Below are 17,480 nucleotides of genomic sequence, written 5' to 3' on the forward strand. Positions count from 1 at the left end.
GCCATGACACCGCGCATGATCGGGCATTTTCTTCTGGTGGGCACGGGCGGCGCGTTCGGCGCGTTCACGGCGCGCGGCGGCAGCGAGCCGCTGCGCCTGCTGCTCGGCGTCGGCATCCTCGGCGGCTTCACGACCTTTTCCGCCTTTTCGCTCGACCTCGTGACGCTGGCGGATCGCGGCGCCCTGCTCACGGCTGTCGGTTACGCTTTCCTCTCGGTGCTGGCCTCGGTCGCCGCGCTTTATCTCGGCAAGGCACTCGTATGAGCGCGAATGAAAGCGACGGCGTCCGCCAGTTCACCGTCGGCGAAGACGACGACGGCATCCGGCTCGACCGCTGGTTCAAGCGGCACCTGCCCGACACGAGCTTCACCACCGTCGCCAAATGGGCGCGCACCGGCCAGCTTCGCGTCGGCGGCAAGCGCGCGCAGCCCGGCGACCGGATCGAAAGCGGCCAGATCATCCGGGTGCCCCCGGCCGATGCTTCGGCGCCGACCATCATGTCGGTGAAGAAGGCGGAGCGCCCGACCCTTTCCGACGACCAGATCGAGTTCGCGCAAAGCCTGGTGATCTACCGCGACGACTACGCCATCGTGCTCAACAAGCCCGCGGGCCTCGCGACGCAGGGCGGCACCAAGCTGACCGCGCACGTCGACGGCCTTCTCGATGCGCTGATGTTCGAGCGCGCCGACCGGCCCAAGCTCGTCCACCGGCTCGACAAGGACACGAGCGGCGTGCTGCTGATCGCGCGCTCGTCGCGGGCGGCGGCGCATTTTTCAAGGGCGTTCGCGGGCCGGACGGCAAAGAAACTCTATTGGGCGATCGTGATGCGCGTGCCCGAGATTCGCGACGGCGTGATCGAACTGCCCATTTCCAAGCAGCCGGGCACGGGCGGCGAGAAGATGTATGTCGACGAGGCCTCCGGCCAGCGCGCCGTGACCCGCTACCGCCGTATCGAACGCGCCGCCAGCCGCACGGCGTGGCTGGAAATGCAGCCGCTGACCGGACGCACGCACCAGCTTCGCGTCCACGCTGCGGCGATCGGCCATCCGATCGTCGGCGATGTCAAATACGGCGGCAAGGATGCGGTTCTGGCGGGCAGCATCTCGCGCAAGCTGCACCTGCACGCGCGGCGGCTCGTGATCGAGCTTCCCGACGGCAAGACGCTCGACATCAAGGCCGAGCCCGCGCCGCACTTCGCCGAAACGCTCGCCACCATCGGCTTCGACGCCTCGATCGGCGACCTGCCGCTGGAAGAGGAACTCGTCGATCCCGGCGCCGAGGACCGCCGCGCCAAGCACAAGGCGCGTGACGCCCGCCGCGAACGCCGCGATTCGCATCGCAGCCGCCGGGGCAGCGGACGAGTAGCGCCCACGCGGAGCAAAAAATGACGATCCGCCTTGCGATCTTCGATTGCGACGGCACGCTCGTCGACAGCCAGGCGAACATCATCGATTGCATGGCGGATACGTTCGCCAAACATCGCCTCGACGAGCCGGACCGGCATGCCGTGCGCCGCGTCGTGGGCCTGTCGCTCGCGGAGGCCATGGCGGTCTTGTTGCCCGAGGCGGACGCGGCGTTTCACACCGCGCTGGCGCAGGACTACAAGCTCGCCTTCCAGGGCCGCCGCGCCAACGGCGGGCTTGTCGCCGAACCGCTTTATCCCGGCGTTCGCGAGGGGCTGATCCACCTTGAACGCAGGGGCTGGCTGCTCGGCGTCGCCACGGGCAAATCCGATCGGGGCCTTGCGCTGACGCTGATGCACCACGAAATTCACGGGCGCTTCGTGACGCTGCAGACGGCGGACCGGCATCCGTCGAAGCCGCACCCGTCGATGATCCAGACCGCGATGGCCGAAACCGGCGCCCGCAGCGAAGACACCGCCATGATCGGCGACACCGTGTTCGACATGGAAATGGCCGTCGCCGCGCGCACCCGCGCCATCGGGGTCGATTGGGGCTATCACGAACCGCACGAACTCACCGCCGCGGGCGCGCACCATGTCGTGGGGGACTTCGGCGCGCTGATCGCCGAACTGGAACAGCGGGCATGAACGATCCGGCGAAGCGCCGCTGGCTGCTGCTGAACGCGATGCGCGTGGGCGGCATCATCCTCATGGTCGTCGGCCTGCTGATCTGGCGCAAGGGGATCGGGGGCTATCAGGACGAACTCGTCGGCAAGATCCTGTTCGTTTTCGGCCTGTTTGAAGCGATGATCCTGCCCGCTTTGCTGCGCCGCGCATGGCGAAGCAAGGACAGCGTGTGAAGCGTTTCTACGCAGCGGCCGCCGCCGTTCCCGAAGGCGGTGGATGGCGGATCGCGCTCGACGGTCGCCCGGTCAACACCCCGAAGCGCGCGCCGCTGATGCTACCGACCGAGGCGCTTGCCGCCGCTGTTGCGGCCGAGTGGGACGCACAGGGCGCCAGGATCGCGCCCGCGAGCATGCCGATGACCGGGCTTGCCAACGCGGCGATCGACCATGTGCTGCCGGGTCCGCAGGCGTTTGCGGCGCGCCTTGCGGCTTACGGCGAAGCCGATCTCGTCTGCTACCGGGCCGAAGCGCCCGCCGATCTCGCCGCGCGGCAGGCGGCGGCCTGGGATCCCCTCGTCGCGTTCGCGCGCACGCGGTATGACGCGGCGCTACGCATCACGGCGGGCATCACGCATGTCGTGCAGGACGCCGCCGCCATCGAGCGCCTTGCCGCCGCGCTCGGCGCGATGGACGCCTACAGGCTGGCGGCGATGCATCCTCTCGTCACGATAAGCGGATCGCTGGTCATCGCGCTGGCGCTCGCCGAGGGCGAGATCGATGCGGACGCCGCGTTCTCCGCCGGGCACTTCGACGAATTCTATCAGGCCGAAAAATGGGGTGACGACAGCGAAGCGCGCGCGGCGCGCGCGGGGCGGCGCGAGTCTTTCGGCGCGGCGGCACGCTTTCTCTCGCTGTTGTCATGAGCGCCGGGACGCTCTAAGCGCACGGGCGACACGAGGGTTTCAAGGGAACAGTCGCCCATGCAGAAGGTGCTTGCCGAACTCGAACGCCGCCGCGAGGCCGCGAAACTTGGCGGCGGACAGGTCCGTATCGACGCGCAGCACGCCAAGGGCCGCCTGACGGCCCGCGAACGGCTCGACATCCTGCTCGATCCCGGCAGCTTCGAAGAGCTGGACATGTATGTCGAGCACAACTGCGTTGATTTCGGCATGGCCGAGCAGACCTTCCCCGGCGACGGCGTCGTTACCGGATCGGGCACGATCAACGGCCGCCTCGTCTACGTGTTCAGCCAGGATTTCACCGTGTTCGGCGGATCGCTTTCGGAGCGCCACGCGCAGAAGATCTGCAAGGTGATGGACACCGCCATGAAGGTCGGCGCGCCCGTCATCGGGCTCAACGATTCGGGCGGCGCGCGCATTCAGGAGGGGGTCGCCTCGCTCGGCGGCTATGCCGAGGTGTTTCAGCGCAACGTGCTGGCGTCGGGCGTCATCCCGCAGATCAGCCTCATCATGGGGCCGTGCGCCGGCGGCGCGGTGTACAGCCCGGCGATGACAGATTTCATCTTCATGGTGAAGGACTCCTCCTACATGTTCGTCACCGGCCCCGACGTGGTGAAGACCGTGACGAACGAGGTGGTGACGCAGGAGGAACTGGGCGGCGCGGTGACGCACACGTCCAAATCCGGCGTTGCCGACGTGGCGATGGAAGACGATGTCGATGCGCTGCTCCGCACGCGCACGTTCTTCGACTTCCTGCCGCTCAGCAACCGCCAGCCCGCGCCGTTCCGCCCGACCGAGGACGAGCCGGAGCGGCTCGAACCCAGCCTCGACACGCTGATCCCCGACAGCGCCAACAAGCCCTACGACATGCACGAGCTGATCCGCAAAGTGGCGGACGAGGGCGAGTTTTTCGAGCTTCAGCCCAACCACGCGGGCAACATCATCATCGGCTTCGCGCGCGTCGAGGGCTATACGGTCGGCATCGTCGCCAACCAGCCGATGGTGCTGGCGGGCGTGCTCGACATCAACTCGTCGAAGAAGGCCGCGCGCTTCGTGCGCTTCTGCGACGCCTTCAACATCCCGATCATCACCTTCGTCGATGTGCCCGGCTTCCTTCCGGGAACGGCGCAGGAGCATAACGGCATCATCAAGCACGGCGCCAAGCTGCTGTTCGCCTATGCCGAGGCGACCGTGCCGAAGATCACCGTCATCACGCGCAAGGCCTACGGCGGCGCCTACGACGTCATGGCCTCCAAGCACCTGCGCGGCGATCTCAACTACGCCTGGCCGACCGCCGAAATCGCGGTGATGGGTGCCAAGGGCGCGGTGGAGATCATTTTCCGCAAGGACATCGGCGACCCCGAGAAGATCGCCGACCGCACCCGCGAGTATGAAGCGCGCTTCGCGAACCCGTTCGTCGCGGCCTCCAAAGGCTTCATCGACGAGGTCATCATGCCGCATTCGACACGTCGGCGCATCGCCATCGGCCTTCGCAAGCTCCGCACCAAGAGCCTTGAGAATCCGTGGAAGAAGCACGACAACATTCCGCTGTAAGCGAAAGCATGGCACCGGCGTATGGATGCTGAAACGAGTTCAGCATGACAGAGTTGAGAGGAACGCTCCGCATGAACATCCACGCTTCGATCGGCACCGGCGGTCTTCGCACCGACTGGACGCGCGACGAGATTGCCGCGCTGTTCGATCTGCCGTTCGCCGACCTGATGCTCGAGGCGCAGACCGTGCACCGCGCGAACTTCGCGGCGAACGAAGTGCAGCTTTCGACGCTGCTTTCGATCAAAACCGGCGGCTGCCCCGAGGATTGCGGCTATTGCAGCCAGTCCGCGAGCGCCGAAACCGGCCTGAAGGCCGAAAAGCTGATGGACGTGGAGAGCGTGCTCGCCGAGGCGCGCGCTGCCAGGGATGCCGGTTCGGGCCGATTCTGCATGGGCGCGGCGTGGCGGTCCCCCAAGGACCGCGACATGCCCGCGATCGTCGAGATGGTGAAGGGCGTCCGCGACATGGGGATGGAAACCTGCATGACGCTCGGCATGCTCAGCGCCGATCAGTCGCGCCAGCTCGCCGAGGCGGGACTCGACTATTACAACCACAATATCGACACGAGCCCCGAAAATTACGCCAACGTCATCACGACGCGCACCTTCGCTGACCGCATCGATACGCTGGAAAACGTGCGCGCGGCAGGCATCAACGTCTGCTGCGGCGGCATCGTGGGCATGGGCGAGACGCGCAGCGACCGCGTCGGCTTCCTGCACGCGCTCGCAACGCTGCCGCACCACCCCGAAAGCGTGCCGATCAACGCGCTCGTGCCCGTGAAGGGCACCGTGCTCGGCGACATGCTGGCCGATACGCCGCTCGCGAAGATCGACGAGATCGAGTTCGTGCGCACGGTCGCCGTCGCGCGCATCGTGATGCCGCATAGCATGGTGCGCCTGTCGGCGGGCCGCGAGAGCATGTCGGACAGCGCGCAGGCGCTCTGTTTCATGGCCGGCGCGAACAGCATCTTCACCGGCGACCGCCTGCTGACGACACCGAACGCAGGCGACAGCAAGGACGCCGCGCTCTTCGCCCGTCTCGGGGTCAAGGCGGCTCGACCTGAGCTGCTTGCGGACGCCTGAAAATTAGCGCAATCGCAACGCGTCTCCACTAGTAGGCGCGCATGAGCGATAAGGGCGTCCTGGCGAAAATTGCGCGGCAACCCGTGGTTGTCCGGTTGTGGAGCGATCACACGCTGCATCTGTTTGCCGCCGACGCGCCGGGCGCGGGCGCGCCGGATACGCTGGATATCCGCATCAACGACATGGCGCATGTCGAGCGCTTCGAGCAGACGGAGCCCTGGCAGAGCCGCGACGACTTCATCGCCGCCGCGCGGCAGCGGATCGAAACAGGCACCTCGCTGCTGTTTTCGGTCGCGCATGCGGACGGCCCGCTGCTCGGCTTCGGCATCGCGCAGCCCAACGCCCGCGAGACGCTCTATACCCATGTCGGCCAGCGCGTTCTCTGGCCGGAGCGCACGGCGACGATGTTCGGCGGCTATATCCACCCCATGGCGCGGGGGCGCGGCCTGCACACCGCGCTGCAGACCGCGCGCATTCATTATCTCGTCGGCACGCTCGGCATGCGCTGGGTGGTGAGCGCCGTGGTCAGCGACAACGCCGCCGCGCTTGCGAGCGCGGGCAAGACCAACGCGCATCCCGTCGCGATCCTGAACACCCGCCGCCGCCTTGGCCGTGCGCGCATGACCGCCCGGCGCCTAGACCCCGCCTTCGACGCGAAATTCGTCGATGCGCAACAGGAGGATGCCGCCGCGTGAAGCCGGCCATCCTCGTTCCCGACGTACAAACCCGGGCGCAGCTTGCCGCGCTGCGATCGCTCGGCCGCGCGGGTTATGAAACCCACGCCGTGTCCTCGGAGCCGCAGGCGATGGGGCTGAAATCCACCTACGCGCGTGCCGCCGCCCTCCATCCGCACTACGACGACCCCGCCTTCTGCGACTGGCTGGCCGCCTATGTGAAGGCAAACGCCATCCGCATGATCGTGCCTTCCGGGGGACTGCTCTCCGCCGTGCGCGCGCGCTTCGCCGAATTCAGCGCACTGCTGCCGGTCTCGCCTGATCCCGCCGTGGTTTACGCGGGCGGAGACAAGATCGCCGCCTATGAATGCTGGCGCGCCGCCGGGCTGCTGGACCACCACCCGCAAACGCTGATCGCGCGCGCGGGCGATGTGCCGGACCTTTCGGGCTTTCCGCTGCCCATCTACGTAAAGGGCGGCCGCGGCGCGGACGGCGAGGTTGTGGGCGTGGGCTTCCACCAGTGCCTGAGCGCGCAGGACGCGCAGGACGCGATCCGCCGCACGCTCGCGGCGGGCTATGAAAGCGTTCTGGTACAGGGCGGCGTCACCGGGCGGCAGGTGGGGGTCAGCCTGCTGATGGGCGCAGAGGGTCCGCTGGCGGGCAATGTCGTCGTCGATTGCCACGCCGAGCCGCACAGCAAGGGCACGATGTCGCTGCGCCGCAGCGAATGGCACCAGGACATTTACGAGGATGCCGCGCGGCGCCTCTCCGCGCTCGGCTGGATCGGCTGCGCGATGGTGGAATACCGCCGCGACGACGACAGCGGCGATTTCCACGTGATCGAAGTGAACGCCCGCTTCTGGCAGTACCTGCACCTGGATCTTCACGCGGGCGTCGATTTCCCCCGCCTTGCCGCCGAATGGTTCCTGGAAGGCCGTGTGCCGCCGCCCATCAAACCCCGGCAGGATGTCGTCTGCCGCGACACGTTTCCGGGCGAATTCGCGTGGCTGGCGAACGCGCTGCGCCGCCCGGGCAGCAAGGCCGCTCGGCTTGGCGCGTTCCTGTGGCGGTTCATCGATCCGCGCATCCACGCCGACCTAAACTTTCCCGGAGATCGGGCGTTGTACTTTCGGGAATTCAGGCGCTTCGCTGCAAACGAGATTCGTGCGCTGCACAGGAAAACAACTTTATGAACCTCGGGCTTCCGCTCGATCAAATCGTGAAATCGGCCCGTAAGGCAAAGGCGCAAAGCGGACGCGGCATCATCGCCCAGATTTGGGACATGATTCGCCTTCGTATCTACGGACACGGAATCACGGCCGATCTTTATTACGACCTGCGCCTGTTCGAGCCGCGCCTGTCGTGGCGACAAAAAACCGAATATGTCGGCTCGTGGATCAAGCCGAAGCTGTACCGCGTACAAGGCAGCGATGCGGTGGCCCTGTTCAACGACAAGCTGAAAGCCGCTGCCTTCTTTCAGGAGAACGGAATCCCCTCTCCGCCCGTTCTGGCCGCAACCCATGCTCCTGCCGTGGCCGGCGTCGTATCGCTGAACTCTCCGGGCCAACTGAAAGCATGGCTGATGGAGCAGGCGCCTTATCCCGTATTCAGCAAACCTGCCGTCAGCTATCGCGGATACGGAAACATCCTCATCAGATCGCTCGACCGCGCGGGCGGCACGCTGGTTTACGGCAACGGGCACTCCAGTTCGATCGACGACTTCGCGGACCTCCACGGCGCGCCCGGCAAGCCCACGCTGATCTTTCAGGATGTGCTGAGACCCCACCCCGATATGCAGTCGCTGATCGGAGACCGGATCGCCACCGCGCGCTTCATGGTCCTGAACGACCGGCCGAAGCCGGAACTCTATCGCGTCGGCCTGCGGATTCCGGCCGGAACCAGCATGGTCGACAATTTCCGCGGCGGCGCATCAGGCAATCTGCTTGCCCGGCTCGACCCTGAAACCGGCAGACTTAGGGACGTGCTGGCCGCGATCGGCCTTGATTGGCAATCCGTGACCCATCACCCCGATACAGGCAGGCCGTTCGCGGATTTCACCATTCCCGACTGGGACGAAGCCGTCGCACTCGTCTTGAGGGCGAGCCGCGCCGCGCCGGGGCTTAAAATTCATAGCTGGGATGTCGCGTTTACCGACGCGGGACCGATGCTGATCGAAGACAACCCCGCCGGTGACTTCGTTCTCGTCCAGCTTGCCGCCGATCGCGGCCTTGCAACGCCGCGCTTCATGGAGCTTTACGGCGGCGAGCGAATCTGATGCGGCGTCGCTGACGAAGCCTTTCTCCGACTCCTCAAGGCTTGACGCCGCCGCGCATCGCGGCTTGAAGGTCCGCGTCATAGGTTTGGGGGGGCGTCGCCTTTCATGTTCAAGAAAATCCTGATCGCGAACCGCGGAGAAATCGCCTGCCGGGTCATCAAGACCGCGCGGCGCATGGGTATCAAGACGGTCGCGGTCTATTCGGATGCCGATGCCGGCGCGCTGCACGTTGCGATGGCCGACGAAGCCGTGCGCCTCGGGCCGCCGCCCGCCGCCGAATCCTACCTTCTGGGCGACGCGATCATCGCCGCCTGCAAGGCGACCGGCGCCGAGGCCGTGCACCCCGGCTACGGCTTCCTTTCCGAACGCGAGTGGTTCGCGAAACGCCTCGCCGAAGAGAACATCGCCTTCATCGGCCCGCCGCCCAACGCCATCGCCGCGATGGGCGACAAGATCGAATCGAAGAAACTGGCCAAGGCCGCAGGCGTCAACGTCGTCCCCGGCTTCGTCGGCGAGATCGAGGACACCGAACACGCCGTCCGCATCGCGGGCGAAATCGGCTATCCGGTGATGATGAAGGCCTCGGCGGGCGGCGGCGGCAAGGGCATGCGCCTCGCGTATTCCGAAAAGGACGTGCGCGAGGGCTTCGAGGCGACCAAGCGCGAAGGCCTGTCGAGCTTCGGCGACGACCGCGTGTTCATCGAGAAATTCATCGTCGAGCCGCGCCACATCGAAATCCAGGTGCTCGGCGACCAGCACGGCAACGTGCTCTACCTCGGCGAGCGCGAATGCTCGATCCAACGCCGCCACCAGAAGGTGATCGAAGAGGCGCCCTCGCCCTTCGTCACGCCCGAGATGCGGAAAGCCATGGGCGAGCAGGCCGTCGCGCTTTCGAAGGCCGTGGGTTATTACAGCGCAGGCACTGTCGAGCTGATCGTCAGCGGCGCCGACACCACCGGCATGGGCTTCTACTTCCTGGAGATGAACACGCGTCTGCAGGTGGAGCACCCCGTCACCGAGTGCATCACCGGGCTCGACCTTGTCGAGCAGATGATCCGCGTGGCGGCGGGCGAGCGCCTCGCCTTCACGCAGGACGACGTGAAGCTGAACGGCTGGGCGCTGGAAAGCCGTGTCTACGCCGAAGACCCCTACCGCAACTTCCTGCCCTCCATCGGCCGCCTCGCGCGCTACGCGCCGCCCGAGGAAATGAGCGGCGAAACGACGGTGCGCGTGGATACCGGCGTGGTCGAGGGCAGCGAAATCTCGATGTTCTACGATCCGATGATCGCCAAGCTCATCACCCACGCGCCGACGCGTGCGGAGGCGGCGGACCTGCAGGTCGCCGCGCTCGACCGCTACCGGATCGACGGCATCGGCCACAACATCGATTTCCTCTCCGCCGTGATGCAGCATCCGCGCTTCCGCGAAGGCCGCCTGACCACCGGCTTCATCGCCGAGGAGTACCCCGACGGCTTCGAGGGCGCGCCGTTTACCGATGAAAAGCGCGACGATCTCATCATCGCCGCCGCCGTCATCAACGCCATCAGCGTGCAGCGCGCGCAGTTCATCGAGGGGCAGCTGAACGGCCACGGCGCGCAGTTCGGCCCCGATTGGGTCGTCGAGATCGACCGCAAGCCCTTCAGCGTGAACGCCGAGGAAACGAGCAGCGGCTGGGCCGTGACGCACACGTTCGAAGGCGGCGCGCACACGCACAATGTTTCCACGCAGTGGGTGCCCGGCGACCCGGTGTTCCTCGCCGACGTCGACGGGCGCAGCGTCGCCGTGAAGCTGATGCTGAGGGCCGTGGGCTACCGCATGACGGTGAAGGGCTCGGCCCACGACGTCCGCACGCTCACACCGCGCGCGAGCGCTCTTGCCGGGCACATGATCGAAAAGGTGCCGCCGGACCTTTCGCGGTTCCTGCTCTGCCCGATGCCCGGCCTTGTGGTTTCCATCGCGGCTGCAGCGGGCGATACCGTGGAGCCGGGTCAGGTGCTCGCGGTCGTCGAGGCGATGAAGATGGAAAACATCCTGCGCGCCGAAAAGACCGCCGTGATCAAATCCGTGAACGCCAAGGCCGGCGACAGCCTGGCCGTGGACGCGATCATCATGGAATTCGAATAAGGCTCAGGCTTTGCTTCAGCCGCGGCACTGCAGCGAGGACGGCGCGCGGAAATAGCATTCGCGCGTCGCGCCGCCGCGGCTCATGCGCAGCGTCATTTGCGCCTGCGCTTCATTTGCCTGCGCCTGCAGCCCCTTCGCGCTCGCCACGGCGCGGCCGTTCACCGCTTCGAGGATGTCGCCGGGCTGCACGAGGCCGAAACGCAGCGCGGGGGCGCGGGGATCGGCGCCGATCACGACCACGCCCGCATCCGGCAGCCCGCCGCCAAGCTCTGCAGACAGCGCGGGGGACAGGTTCGCGACGGTAATGCCCGCGAGGATCGAGCGTCCGGCGAGCAGCGTCGTGTCGCGGGCAGGCACCTCGGGCGGCGCAACGAGCCTGAGCGCGACGTTCTCCGCCTTGCCGCCGCGCAGAAGCGTGAGCTTCACGGTTTCGCCCACCGGCTTGCTGGCCACGAGATAGCGCAGCGTGTCGGGGTCGGAGGCGTCCTTGCCGTCTACTGCGTAAACAATGTCTCCGATGCGCACGCCCGCCCGATCGGCGGGTGAGCCCTTCGTCACCTCGTTTATGACCACGCCCATCGGCCGGTCGAGGCCGGAGGCGCGCGCGATCTCGCCGGTGACCGGCTGCCCCGCCATGCCGAGCCAGGGGCGCGCGATCTTGCCGGTCTTCGCCCCGGCGATGAACTGCCGCACCATGGTCGCGGGGATCGCGAAGCCGATGCCGTTCGATCCGCCCGAGCGCGAATAGATCGCAGTGTTGATGCCGACGAGGCGCCCGTCCATGCCGATCAGCGCGCCGCCCGAGTTGCCGGGGTTGATGGCCGCGTCGGTCTGCACGAAGAACTGGTAGTCGCTGATGCCGACGCCGGTGCGCGCCAGCGCCGAGACGATGCCGTGCGTGACGGTTTGGCCGACGCCGAACGGATTGCCGATGGCGATGACGACGTCACCGACTTCGGCGCTGTCGCTGTCGCCGAGCGGCACCACCGGAAGCGCGGGGCCGCCGGTTTCCACCTTCAGCAGCGCAAGATCGAGCTGCTTGTCGGTGAACATCAGCTTGGCCGCAAACTCGCGGCGGTCGGCAAGCGCGACCTTGATCTCGTCCGCGCCCTCGACAACGTGGTTGTTGGTGACGATGAGGCCCGTGCCGTCGACGATAACGCCCGAGCCGAGCGACTGCTCGACGCGCGGCTGCGGCGTCATGCGGCCGCCGCCGAAGAACAGATCCCAGAACGGATCGCGCCGCGTGCGATTGACCCGCGCGGTATAGACATTGACCACGGCGGGCGCGGTCGCCTTCACCAGCGGCGCGTAGGAGAGCATCAGCTCGGCGCTGCTCGCGGGCACCCGGCGCGGCGTCTCGGGCGGCGCGGCGGCGGCGGCAAGCGCTTCGGCCTGCTGCGCGGAGGCCTGCGGCTCGATCTGGTCGATCGCCATTGCGAAACTGGTTCCGGCGATCGCACCGGCAGCCAGCAGCAGAAGTGTTTTCGTCGGTTTCATCGTCTTCCCACGTTCGGAACGGTCTTCACATAGGTACGCCGCGAAGCCGCGTTAACCCCCTTATCAGGGTGGCTTAACCTTGTTTCCCCACCATCTCGCGGGTGAATTCGGTGAGCCACGCACCCCGGCGCTGCCGCCGGAGCCGCTCGGCCAGGACGATCGTGTGGATATGTTCGAAGCAGTCGTGCATATCCTCGTTGACGAGCACGTAGTCGTATTCCGGCCAGTGGCTGATTTCCGCGGCGGCGCGCGCCATGCGGCCCTCGATCACCTCTTCGCTGTCGGTGCGGCGCGCGCGCAGGCGACGTTCCAGCTCCGTCATCGTGGGGGGCAGCAGGAAGATGGAGACGACATCGTCGCCCATCGACTGCGCCAGCTGCTGCGTGCCCTGCCAGTCCACATCGAACAGCACATCCCGGCCGATGCGCAGCGCCGCTTCAACGGCGGGGCGCGGCGTGCCGTAGCGGTTGCCGAACACATGCGCCCATTCCAGAAACGCGCCGGCCTCGACCATCCGATCGAACTGCGCCTCGGTGCGGAAGTGATAATCGATGCCGTCGACCTCGCCGGGCCGCTTGGCGCGCGTCGTCGCCGACACCGAAACCGCCATCTGCGGCTCGGCCGCCAGCAGCCGACGCGCCATCGTGGTTTTTCCCGCGCCCGAAGGCGAAGACAGCACGAAAAGGATGCCGCGCCGCTCGGTTTTTCCGGCCTTGTCTGTCCGCGCTTCCATGCGCGCCGGACATAAAGGAAGGCGCGCGGCGGTCAAGGGCGGCGGTTACGGGCGGCGGCAAATTTACGATCGGCGCCGGATCGTGATTAGCGAATCGTTATCATCCCTGCGTTAACCTAAGGAGGATGCATGATTTTTTCGGCATACCCGCCGTGTTTGCCCGGATCGGGCTGTTCCTGCTTGCGGGATTGCTTTTCTGTGCGCCGTCGAGTCCGGCGGCGGCGGGCCCCCGGATTGCGATCGATATCGGAACCGGCGCGTGCATCTTCTCCGCGCCCAAAGACATCGGCCTTGCCGGGGCGAAGGCCGAGGCCGCGCGCGGCAACTGTCCCGGTTCGCTTTCAACGGGGGCCATGCGCGACAGCTGGCTGGTCAAATCGGGCCTCGATCTCACCCAGCATCCTGCCGAGCCCCTGTCCATCCACCTGAAGCAGACGCTGTTCGAAGACATCACGCTTTACGTCCGCTATGCGGACGGCAGCGTGTGGACGACGCGCCACGACGCGGCCTCCGCCGGTCGCCACACGGAGCTCGGCGGCATGTTTCGCCTCCGCATCCCATGGCGGGCGGGCGCAATCGAAACCATCGCGCTGCATGCCGGGAACGTCGTCGATCCGCGCGGGGCCTTCGTGCGCCCCACGATCGAGAACACCCATGCGGAAACCATCGAGACCGAACGCCAATCGCTGATCTACGGCCTGTTCGGCGGTGTGATCCTCACCACGCTGTTCTTCAATTTCGTTCTGCTCGTGTGGCTGCGCTACGCCTTTCTTTTCTTCTACTGCGGCATGACCGCAGCGACGCTGCTCTACGGCATCGCCGCATCCGGCATCCTGATGCGTTCGCTTCCCGCAGGACTGCCGCCGATGCTCGGCAACGTCGCTGCAGAAGCCGTTCTCCCCGTAATGCTGTGGTTTGCCGCAGTCTTCACGATCACGCTGCTGGAGCGCGGCACGGTCCATGTGCGCCTCGCGATCGCCAGTGTCGCGCTCGCGACGCTGCAGGTCGGCGCCGGTGTCATCGCACTCATCACGCTTTTCCGCGCGCCTGAACTGCTTCACATCCCGCTTGCCGCCGTCAACATCCTCGGCGCGATCACGATGGCGCTGATCTTCCCCATCGCGATCATCGCATGGCGCCGGGGCAGCCGCATCATCCTGATCTACACGGTCGCCTGGGCGGTTCCGCTCGCCGGCGCCTTTGCCCGCATCCTTGTCGCGCTCGGCTTCATCGAAACGAGCGCGTTCATCGAGGACAGCTATTTCTATGCGATGTGCCTGGAATGCGTGCTGAGCATGATCGGCATCGCCTACCGCATTTCCAACATCCGCGCCGAGCGCGACGAGGCGCGGGCGCGCGAGATCGAGCTGACCTACCTTGCCGAAACCGATGCGCTGACCGGGCTTCTGAACCGCCGGGCGTTCGTCGAATACGGCGTTCGGATGAGCGGCAAGGGCACGCTGAAATCCCGGCTTCTGCTGATCGACATCGATCACTTCAAGACGGTGAACGACGGCTTCGGGCACGAGTTCGGCGACCGCGTGCTTCGCGAAGCCGGGCGCCTGCTCGAAAGCATCGCGCCCGCGGACGCCGTGGTCGGCCGTCTGGGCGGCGAGGAGTTCGCGCTCATCGTGCCCTACAGCGAGCGCGACGACACCGCCGGCACCATCCTGCGCGCGTTCCGATCGACCCCCATGACGGAAGGCATCCGCATCACCGTCAGCATCGGATCGGTAACGGCCATAATCGCCGACGACCGCAGCTGGAGGCATGCCTACAGACGCGCCGACGAAATGCTCTACGAAGCCAAGAGGACCGGGCGCGACCGGCATGTGGCCGTTGCAGAGCCGGGCTCTTCCGTGGCGTCGGCGGCCTGACATGCGCAGCCGCCCCGCAAAGCCGATCCGTGATATCGTAGGCGCCGATCCTGCCGCGAACCTTCGCGAACCCCGGAACTGGCTTGCCGGTGTCGCGCTGCCCCGTCTCGGCTCGCGCAGCGAGATCGCCAACACGCACCGCCAGCTTCTCGGTCTGCGCCCGACCGTTCCGCTGTTTGCCGTCATCGGCGCGCTGATCTGGGCGGGGGTCATGCTGTGGCACATTCCCCTGACGGCTTCGATCCAAGGCGCCTGGCTCGCGGCAGGCGGCGTGCTGACATCGCTTTTCGCAGTGTTCGGACTGCGCGAGGCGACGCCCAAAGCCGGCGAAGTCGCCGATACCGCGCGCGGCCTCGTGACGCTCAGCGCAGCGGCTGGGCTGCTGTGGAGCACGCTTCCGGTCATCAGCGACGTGCCTTTCGCGATCGTTCTTTCCATCTCGATGCTGGTGCTGGGCATCGTCGCCCTGTCGCCGATGCCGCTTGCGGCGATGGCGTATATGGTGGCGTTCGCCGTAACGCTCGTCACCCGGCTCGACGGCTTTGCCTCGTCGGCCGCCGCGGTCGTCGTGCTCTCGGGCGCGCTCACGCTCTATCTCGCCGGTCGCCGCACCCTCATCGATCGCATCGAAACCTCGATGCGCGATCTCAGCGAGCAGCGTGTTCGGAGGCTGTGTTCGACGTTCGAAACCTGCGGCAGCGGCTGGTTCTGGGAAACCGATGTCGACGGCAGGATCACCTACATCTCGCCCTCCTTCGGCGCGGCGCACGGCACCACGAGCGATCAGCTGATCGGGCGGCCGCTCGGCGAACTCACGTCGCTCGACGTGGACGACCCCGACGAAGCCGCGACATCGCTCCGCACGCTCGAATTTCATCTGCAGGGCAAGCTGCCCTTTCACGACGTGGTGATCCCCGTGCTGTTTCCGGTGGGCATTCAGTGGTGGTCGCTCGCGGGGACTCCGATCTACAGCCAGCACGGGCATTTCGAGGGGTTCACGGGAATCGGCGGCGATCTTACCGACATGCGCCGTTCCGAAGACCGCGCCATGCGTCTCGCGCGCTTCGATCCGCTGACCGGCCTTGCGAACCGCATCACCATCCGCGAGACGCTGGAATCCGCGCTGGTCAGCCACGGCGGCGTCGTGCCGCAACGCTGCGCGCTGCTGCTGCTCGATCTCGACCGCTTCAAATCGGTGAACGACACGCTCGGCCATCCGGTGGGCGACAAGCTGCTCGAACAGGTCGCCGACCGGCTCAGCACGCTCGTCGGCGCGGACGGCCGCGTCGGGCGGCTGGGCGGCGACGAGTTCGCCGTCGTGGTGCGCGATGCCGAAACGCTTGGCGGGCTTTCCGCCTTCGCCCAGCGCATCATCGATTATCTTTCCGCGCCTTATACCGTGGAAGGGCATCGCATCATCATCGGCGCCAGCATCGGCATCGCCATCGGCCCGGACAACGGCCACAGCGTCGATGCACTGATGCGAAACGCCGATCTGGCGCTTTATGCGGCAAAATCGGACGGGCGCGGCAAGCACTGCTTCTATCAGAGCGGGATGCACCGCAACGCCGAAACCCGGCGGCAGCTGGAAAACGACCTACGCAGCGCGCTGGCCGGCGACGGGCTATCGCTCAATTTCCAGCCGATCGTCGAGACGGCGAGCGAAACGCTCGTCGGGTTCGAGGCGCTGGTGCGATGGCACCATCCGCGTCACGGCGAAATCCCGCCGTCGAGCTTCGTTCCGATCGCCGAGGAAACCGGCCTGATCGACGGCATCGGCGAATGGGTGCTGCGGCACGCCTGCATGGTCGCGGCGAAATGGCCCGAGCACATCGGCATCGCCGTCAACCTCTCTCCGATCCAGGTGACGAACCCGGAGCTGCCGACGCTGGTGATCAATGCGCTCGCACAGGCGGGCCTTGCCCCCGCGCGGCTGGAGCTGGAGATTACCGAGACTGTTTTCCTTGAAGAAAACCCCGTGACACGCGCCACGCTGCAGCGCCTCGGCGCGATCGGCGTGCGGCTGACGCTCGATGATTTCGGCACCGGCTATTCCGGCTTTTCGTATCTGACGAAGGCGCCCTTCAAGAAGATCAAGATCGACCGCTCGTTCGTCTCCGGCGCGTCCGAGCACGGCGGGCAGAAGGCCGCGATCGTGCGGGCGATCGTGGCGCTTGCCGACAGCCTGGGCATGATCACCACCGCAGAAGGCGTCGAAACGCACGACGACCTGGATATCATCCGCCGCATCGGCTGCACGCAGGTTCAGGGCTATATCTTCGGCAAGCCCATGCCCTGGGCCGAAGCGGGCATGCTTGCGCGATCGGAAACGCCGATCGCGCCGAGCGGCGTCAAATCGAACCGCCCGCGACGCATCGCCATGCTGCGGCGGGCGACGATTTTGCACAATGGCCGCAAGCGCAACGCCCGGCTGCGCAACACATCGGACACCGGCGCCATGTTCGAAGCGCGCTGGCTGCCGAAGCCCGACGACCGGGTGACGACGTTCGTGGAAGGACAGCAGCCCCGCACCGGCATCGTGCGCTGGGTGGAGGAAGACCGGTTCGGCATCCACTACGACGAACAGATCACCGTATCGGCGATCGAAGCCGAGGAACGCGCCGCCTGAAGGCATAGACCGCGTTCTCGGTCGCAGCCCGGCTCTTCTTCCTGT

General features: G+C 66.5%; 15 protein-coding genes. 13 read left to right on the forward strand and 2 right to left on the reverse strand.

The window, feature by feature from the left end; genetic code table 11:
* Positions 1-3 precede the first annotated feature (3 nt).
* The 11 genes from GGQ98_RS11130 to GGQ98_RS11180 all read left to right on the forward strand — a co-directional run bounded on the left by GGQ98_RS11130 (position 4) and on the right by GGQ98_RS11180 (position 10,696).
* Positions 4-264, forward strand: a complete 261-nt coding sequence (locus GGQ98_RS11130; protein ID WP_184069461.1) for a FluC/FEX family fluoride channel — start codon at positions 4-6, stop codon at positions 262-264.
* Positions 261-1,388 (forward strand): RluA family pseudouridine synthase, encoded by a 1,128-nt coding sequence (locus tag GGQ98_RS11135; RefSeq protein ID WP_184069463.1) that lies wholly within the window; start codon positions 261-263, stop codon positions 1,386-1,388. Before GGQ98_RS11130 ends, GGQ98_RS11135 begins: the two co-directional genes overlap by 4 nt.
* Positions 1,385-2,050, forward strand: coding sequence for an HAD-IA family hydrolase (locus tag GGQ98_RS11140; protein WP_184069465.1), 666 nt, complete (start codon positions 1,385-1,387; stop codon positions 2,048-2,050). The genes GGQ98_RS11135 and GGQ98_RS11140 overlap by 4 nt, the downstream gene beginning before the upstream one ends.
* Complete coding sequence (locus GGQ98_RS11145) at positions 2,047-2,262, forward strand: hypothetical protein (RefSeq protein WP_184069467.1); 216 nt, start codon at positions 2,047-2,049, stop codon at positions 2,260-2,262. The genes GGQ98_RS11140 and GGQ98_RS11145 overlap by 4 nt, the downstream gene beginning before the upstream one ends.
* Positions 2,259-2,951 (forward strand): ATP12 family protein, encoded by a 693-nt coding sequence (locus tag GGQ98_RS11150; protein ID WP_184069469.1) that lies wholly within the window; start codon positions 2,259-2,261, stop codon positions 2,949-2,951. Before GGQ98_RS11145 ends, GGQ98_RS11150 begins: the two co-directional genes overlap by 4 nt.
* A 57-nt stretch (positions 2,952-3,008) precedes the next feature.
* The gene (locus GGQ98_RS11155; RefSeq protein WP_184069471.1) at positions 3,009-4,541 is read left to right on the forward strand and encodes an acyl-CoA carboxylase subunit beta; all 1,533 of its coding nucleotides are present in this window, start codon (positions 3,009-3,011) and stop codon (positions 4,539-4,541) included.
* A 71-nt stretch (positions 4,542-4,612) separates the two neighbouring features.
* A complete protein-coding gene (bioB, locus tag GGQ98_RS11160; RefSeq protein ID WP_184069480.1) occupies positions 4,613-5,623 on the forward strand; it encodes a biotin synthase BioB in 1,011 nt (336 codons plus the stop codon).
* Between the two features lie 41 nt (positions 5,624-5,664).
* Positions 5,665-6,318 (forward strand): GNAT family N-acetyltransferase, encoded by a 654-nt coding sequence (locus GGQ98_RS11165; RefSeq protein ID WP_184069482.1) that lies wholly within the window; start codon positions 5,665-5,667, stop codon positions 6,316-6,318.
* Entirely contained in the window at positions 6,315-7,490 is a 1,176-nt protein-coding gene (locus GGQ98_RS11170) for a hypothetical protein (RefSeq protein ID WP_184069484.1), read from the forward strand. The genes GGQ98_RS11165 and GGQ98_RS11170 overlap by 4 nt, the downstream gene beginning before the upstream one ends.
* Positions 7,487-8,572: a sugar-transfer associated ATP-grasp domain-containing protein gene (locus tag GGQ98_RS11175; RefSeq protein WP_184069486.1), complete on the forward strand. Its 1,086-nt coding sequence runs from the start codon at positions 7,487-7,489 to the stop codon at positions 8,570-8,572. Before GGQ98_RS11170 ends, GGQ98_RS11175 begins: the two co-directional genes overlap by 4 nt.
* A 105-nt stretch (positions 8,573-8,677) precedes the next feature.
* Entirely contained in the window at positions 8,678-10,696 is a 2,019-nt protein-coding gene (locus GGQ98_RS11180) for an acetyl-CoA carboxylase biotin carboxylase subunit (RefSeq protein WP_184069487.1), read from the forward strand.
* 15 nt (positions 10,697-10,711) lie between these two features.
* On the opposite strand, the gene GGQ98_RS11185 is transcribed toward GGQ98_RS11180, so the two are convergent.
* Positions 10,712-12,196, reverse strand: a complete 1,485-nt coding sequence (locus GGQ98_RS11185) for a Do family serine endopeptidase (protein WP_243451832.1) — start codon at positions 12,194-12,196, stop codon at positions 10,712-10,714.
* 73 nt (positions 12,197-12,269) lie between these two features.
* Positions 12,270-12,929 (reverse strand): guanylate kinase, encoded by a 660-nt coding sequence (gene gmk, locus GGQ98_RS11190; RefSeq protein WP_184069489.1) that lies wholly within the window; start codon positions 12,927-12,929, stop codon positions 12,270-12,272.
* A gap of 125 nt (positions 12,930-13,054) precedes the next feature.
* Between gmk and GGQ98_RS11195 the strand changes: the two genes are divergently transcribed.
* Entirely contained in the window at positions 13,055-14,806 is a 1,752-nt protein-coding gene (locus GGQ98_RS11195) for a sensor domain-containing diguanylate cyclase (protein WP_184069491.1), read from the forward strand.
* Between the two features lies 1 nt (position 14,807).
* The gene (locus tag GGQ98_RS11200; protein WP_184069493.1) at positions 14,808-17,435 is read left to right on the forward strand and encodes a putative bifunctional diguanylate cyclase/phosphodiesterase; all 2,628 of its coding nucleotides are present in this window, start codon (positions 14,808-14,810) and stop codon (positions 17,433-17,435) included.
* Positions 17,436-17,480 lie beyond the last annotated feature (45 nt).

Source organism: Sphingosinicella soli (genome assembly GCF_014199685.1).
Lineage (GTDB): Bacteria > Pseudomonadota > Alphaproteobacteria > Sphingomonadales > Sphingomonadaceae > Sphingosinicella > Sphingosinicella soli.

Coding starts and splice junctions, on each gene's coding strand:
- gmk (WP_184069489.1), bottom strand. CDS start 12,929: ATGGAAGCGCGGACAGACAAGGCCGGAAAAACCGAGCGGCGCGGCATC.
- GGQ98_RS11185 (WP_243451832.1), bottom strand. CDS start 12,196: ATGAAACCGACGAAAACACTTCTGCTGCTGGCTGCCGGTGCGATCGCC.
- GGQ98_RS11140 (WP_184069465.1), top strand. CDS start 1,385: ATGACGATCCGCCTTGCGATCTTCGATTGCGACGGCACGCTCGTCGAC.
- GGQ98_RS11135 (WP_184069463.1), top strand. CDS start 261: ATGAGCGCGAATGAAAGCGACGGCGTCCGCCAGTTCACCGTCGGCGAA.
- GGQ98_RS11165 (WP_184069482.1), top strand. CDS start 5,665: ATGAGCGATAAGGGCGTCCTGGCGAAAATTGCGCGGCAACCCGTGGTT.
- GGQ98_RS11130 (WP_184069461.1), top strand. CDS start 4: ATGACACCGCGCATGATCGGGCATTTTCTTCTGGTGGGCACGGGCGGC.
- GGQ98_RS11145 (WP_184069467.1), top strand. CDS start 2,047: ATGAACGATCCGGCGAAGCGCCGCTGGCTGCTGCTGAACGCGATGCGC.
- GGQ98_RS11175 (WP_184069486.1), top strand. CDS start 7,487: ATGAACCTCGGGCTTCCGCTCGATCAAATCGTGAAATCGGCCCGTAAG.
- bioB (WP_184069480.1), top strand. CDS start 4,613: ATGAACATCCACGCTTCGATCGGCACCGGCGGTCTTCGCACCGACTGG.
- GGQ98_RS11155 (WP_184069471.1), top strand. CDS start 3,009: ATGCAGAAGGTGCTTGCCGAACTCGAACGCCGCCGCGAGGCCGCGAAA.
- GGQ98_RS11180 (WP_184069487.1), top strand. CDS start 8,678: ATGTTCAAGAAAATCCTGATCGCGAACCGCGGAGAAATCGCCTGCCGG.
- GGQ98_RS11200 (WP_184069493.1), top strand. CDS start 14,808: ATGCGCAGCCGCCCCGCAAAGCCGATCCGTGATATCGTAGGCGCCGAT.
- GGQ98_RS11195 (WP_184069491.1), top strand. CDS start 13,055: ATGCATGATTTTTTCGGCATACCCGCCGTGTTTGCCCGGATCGGGCTG.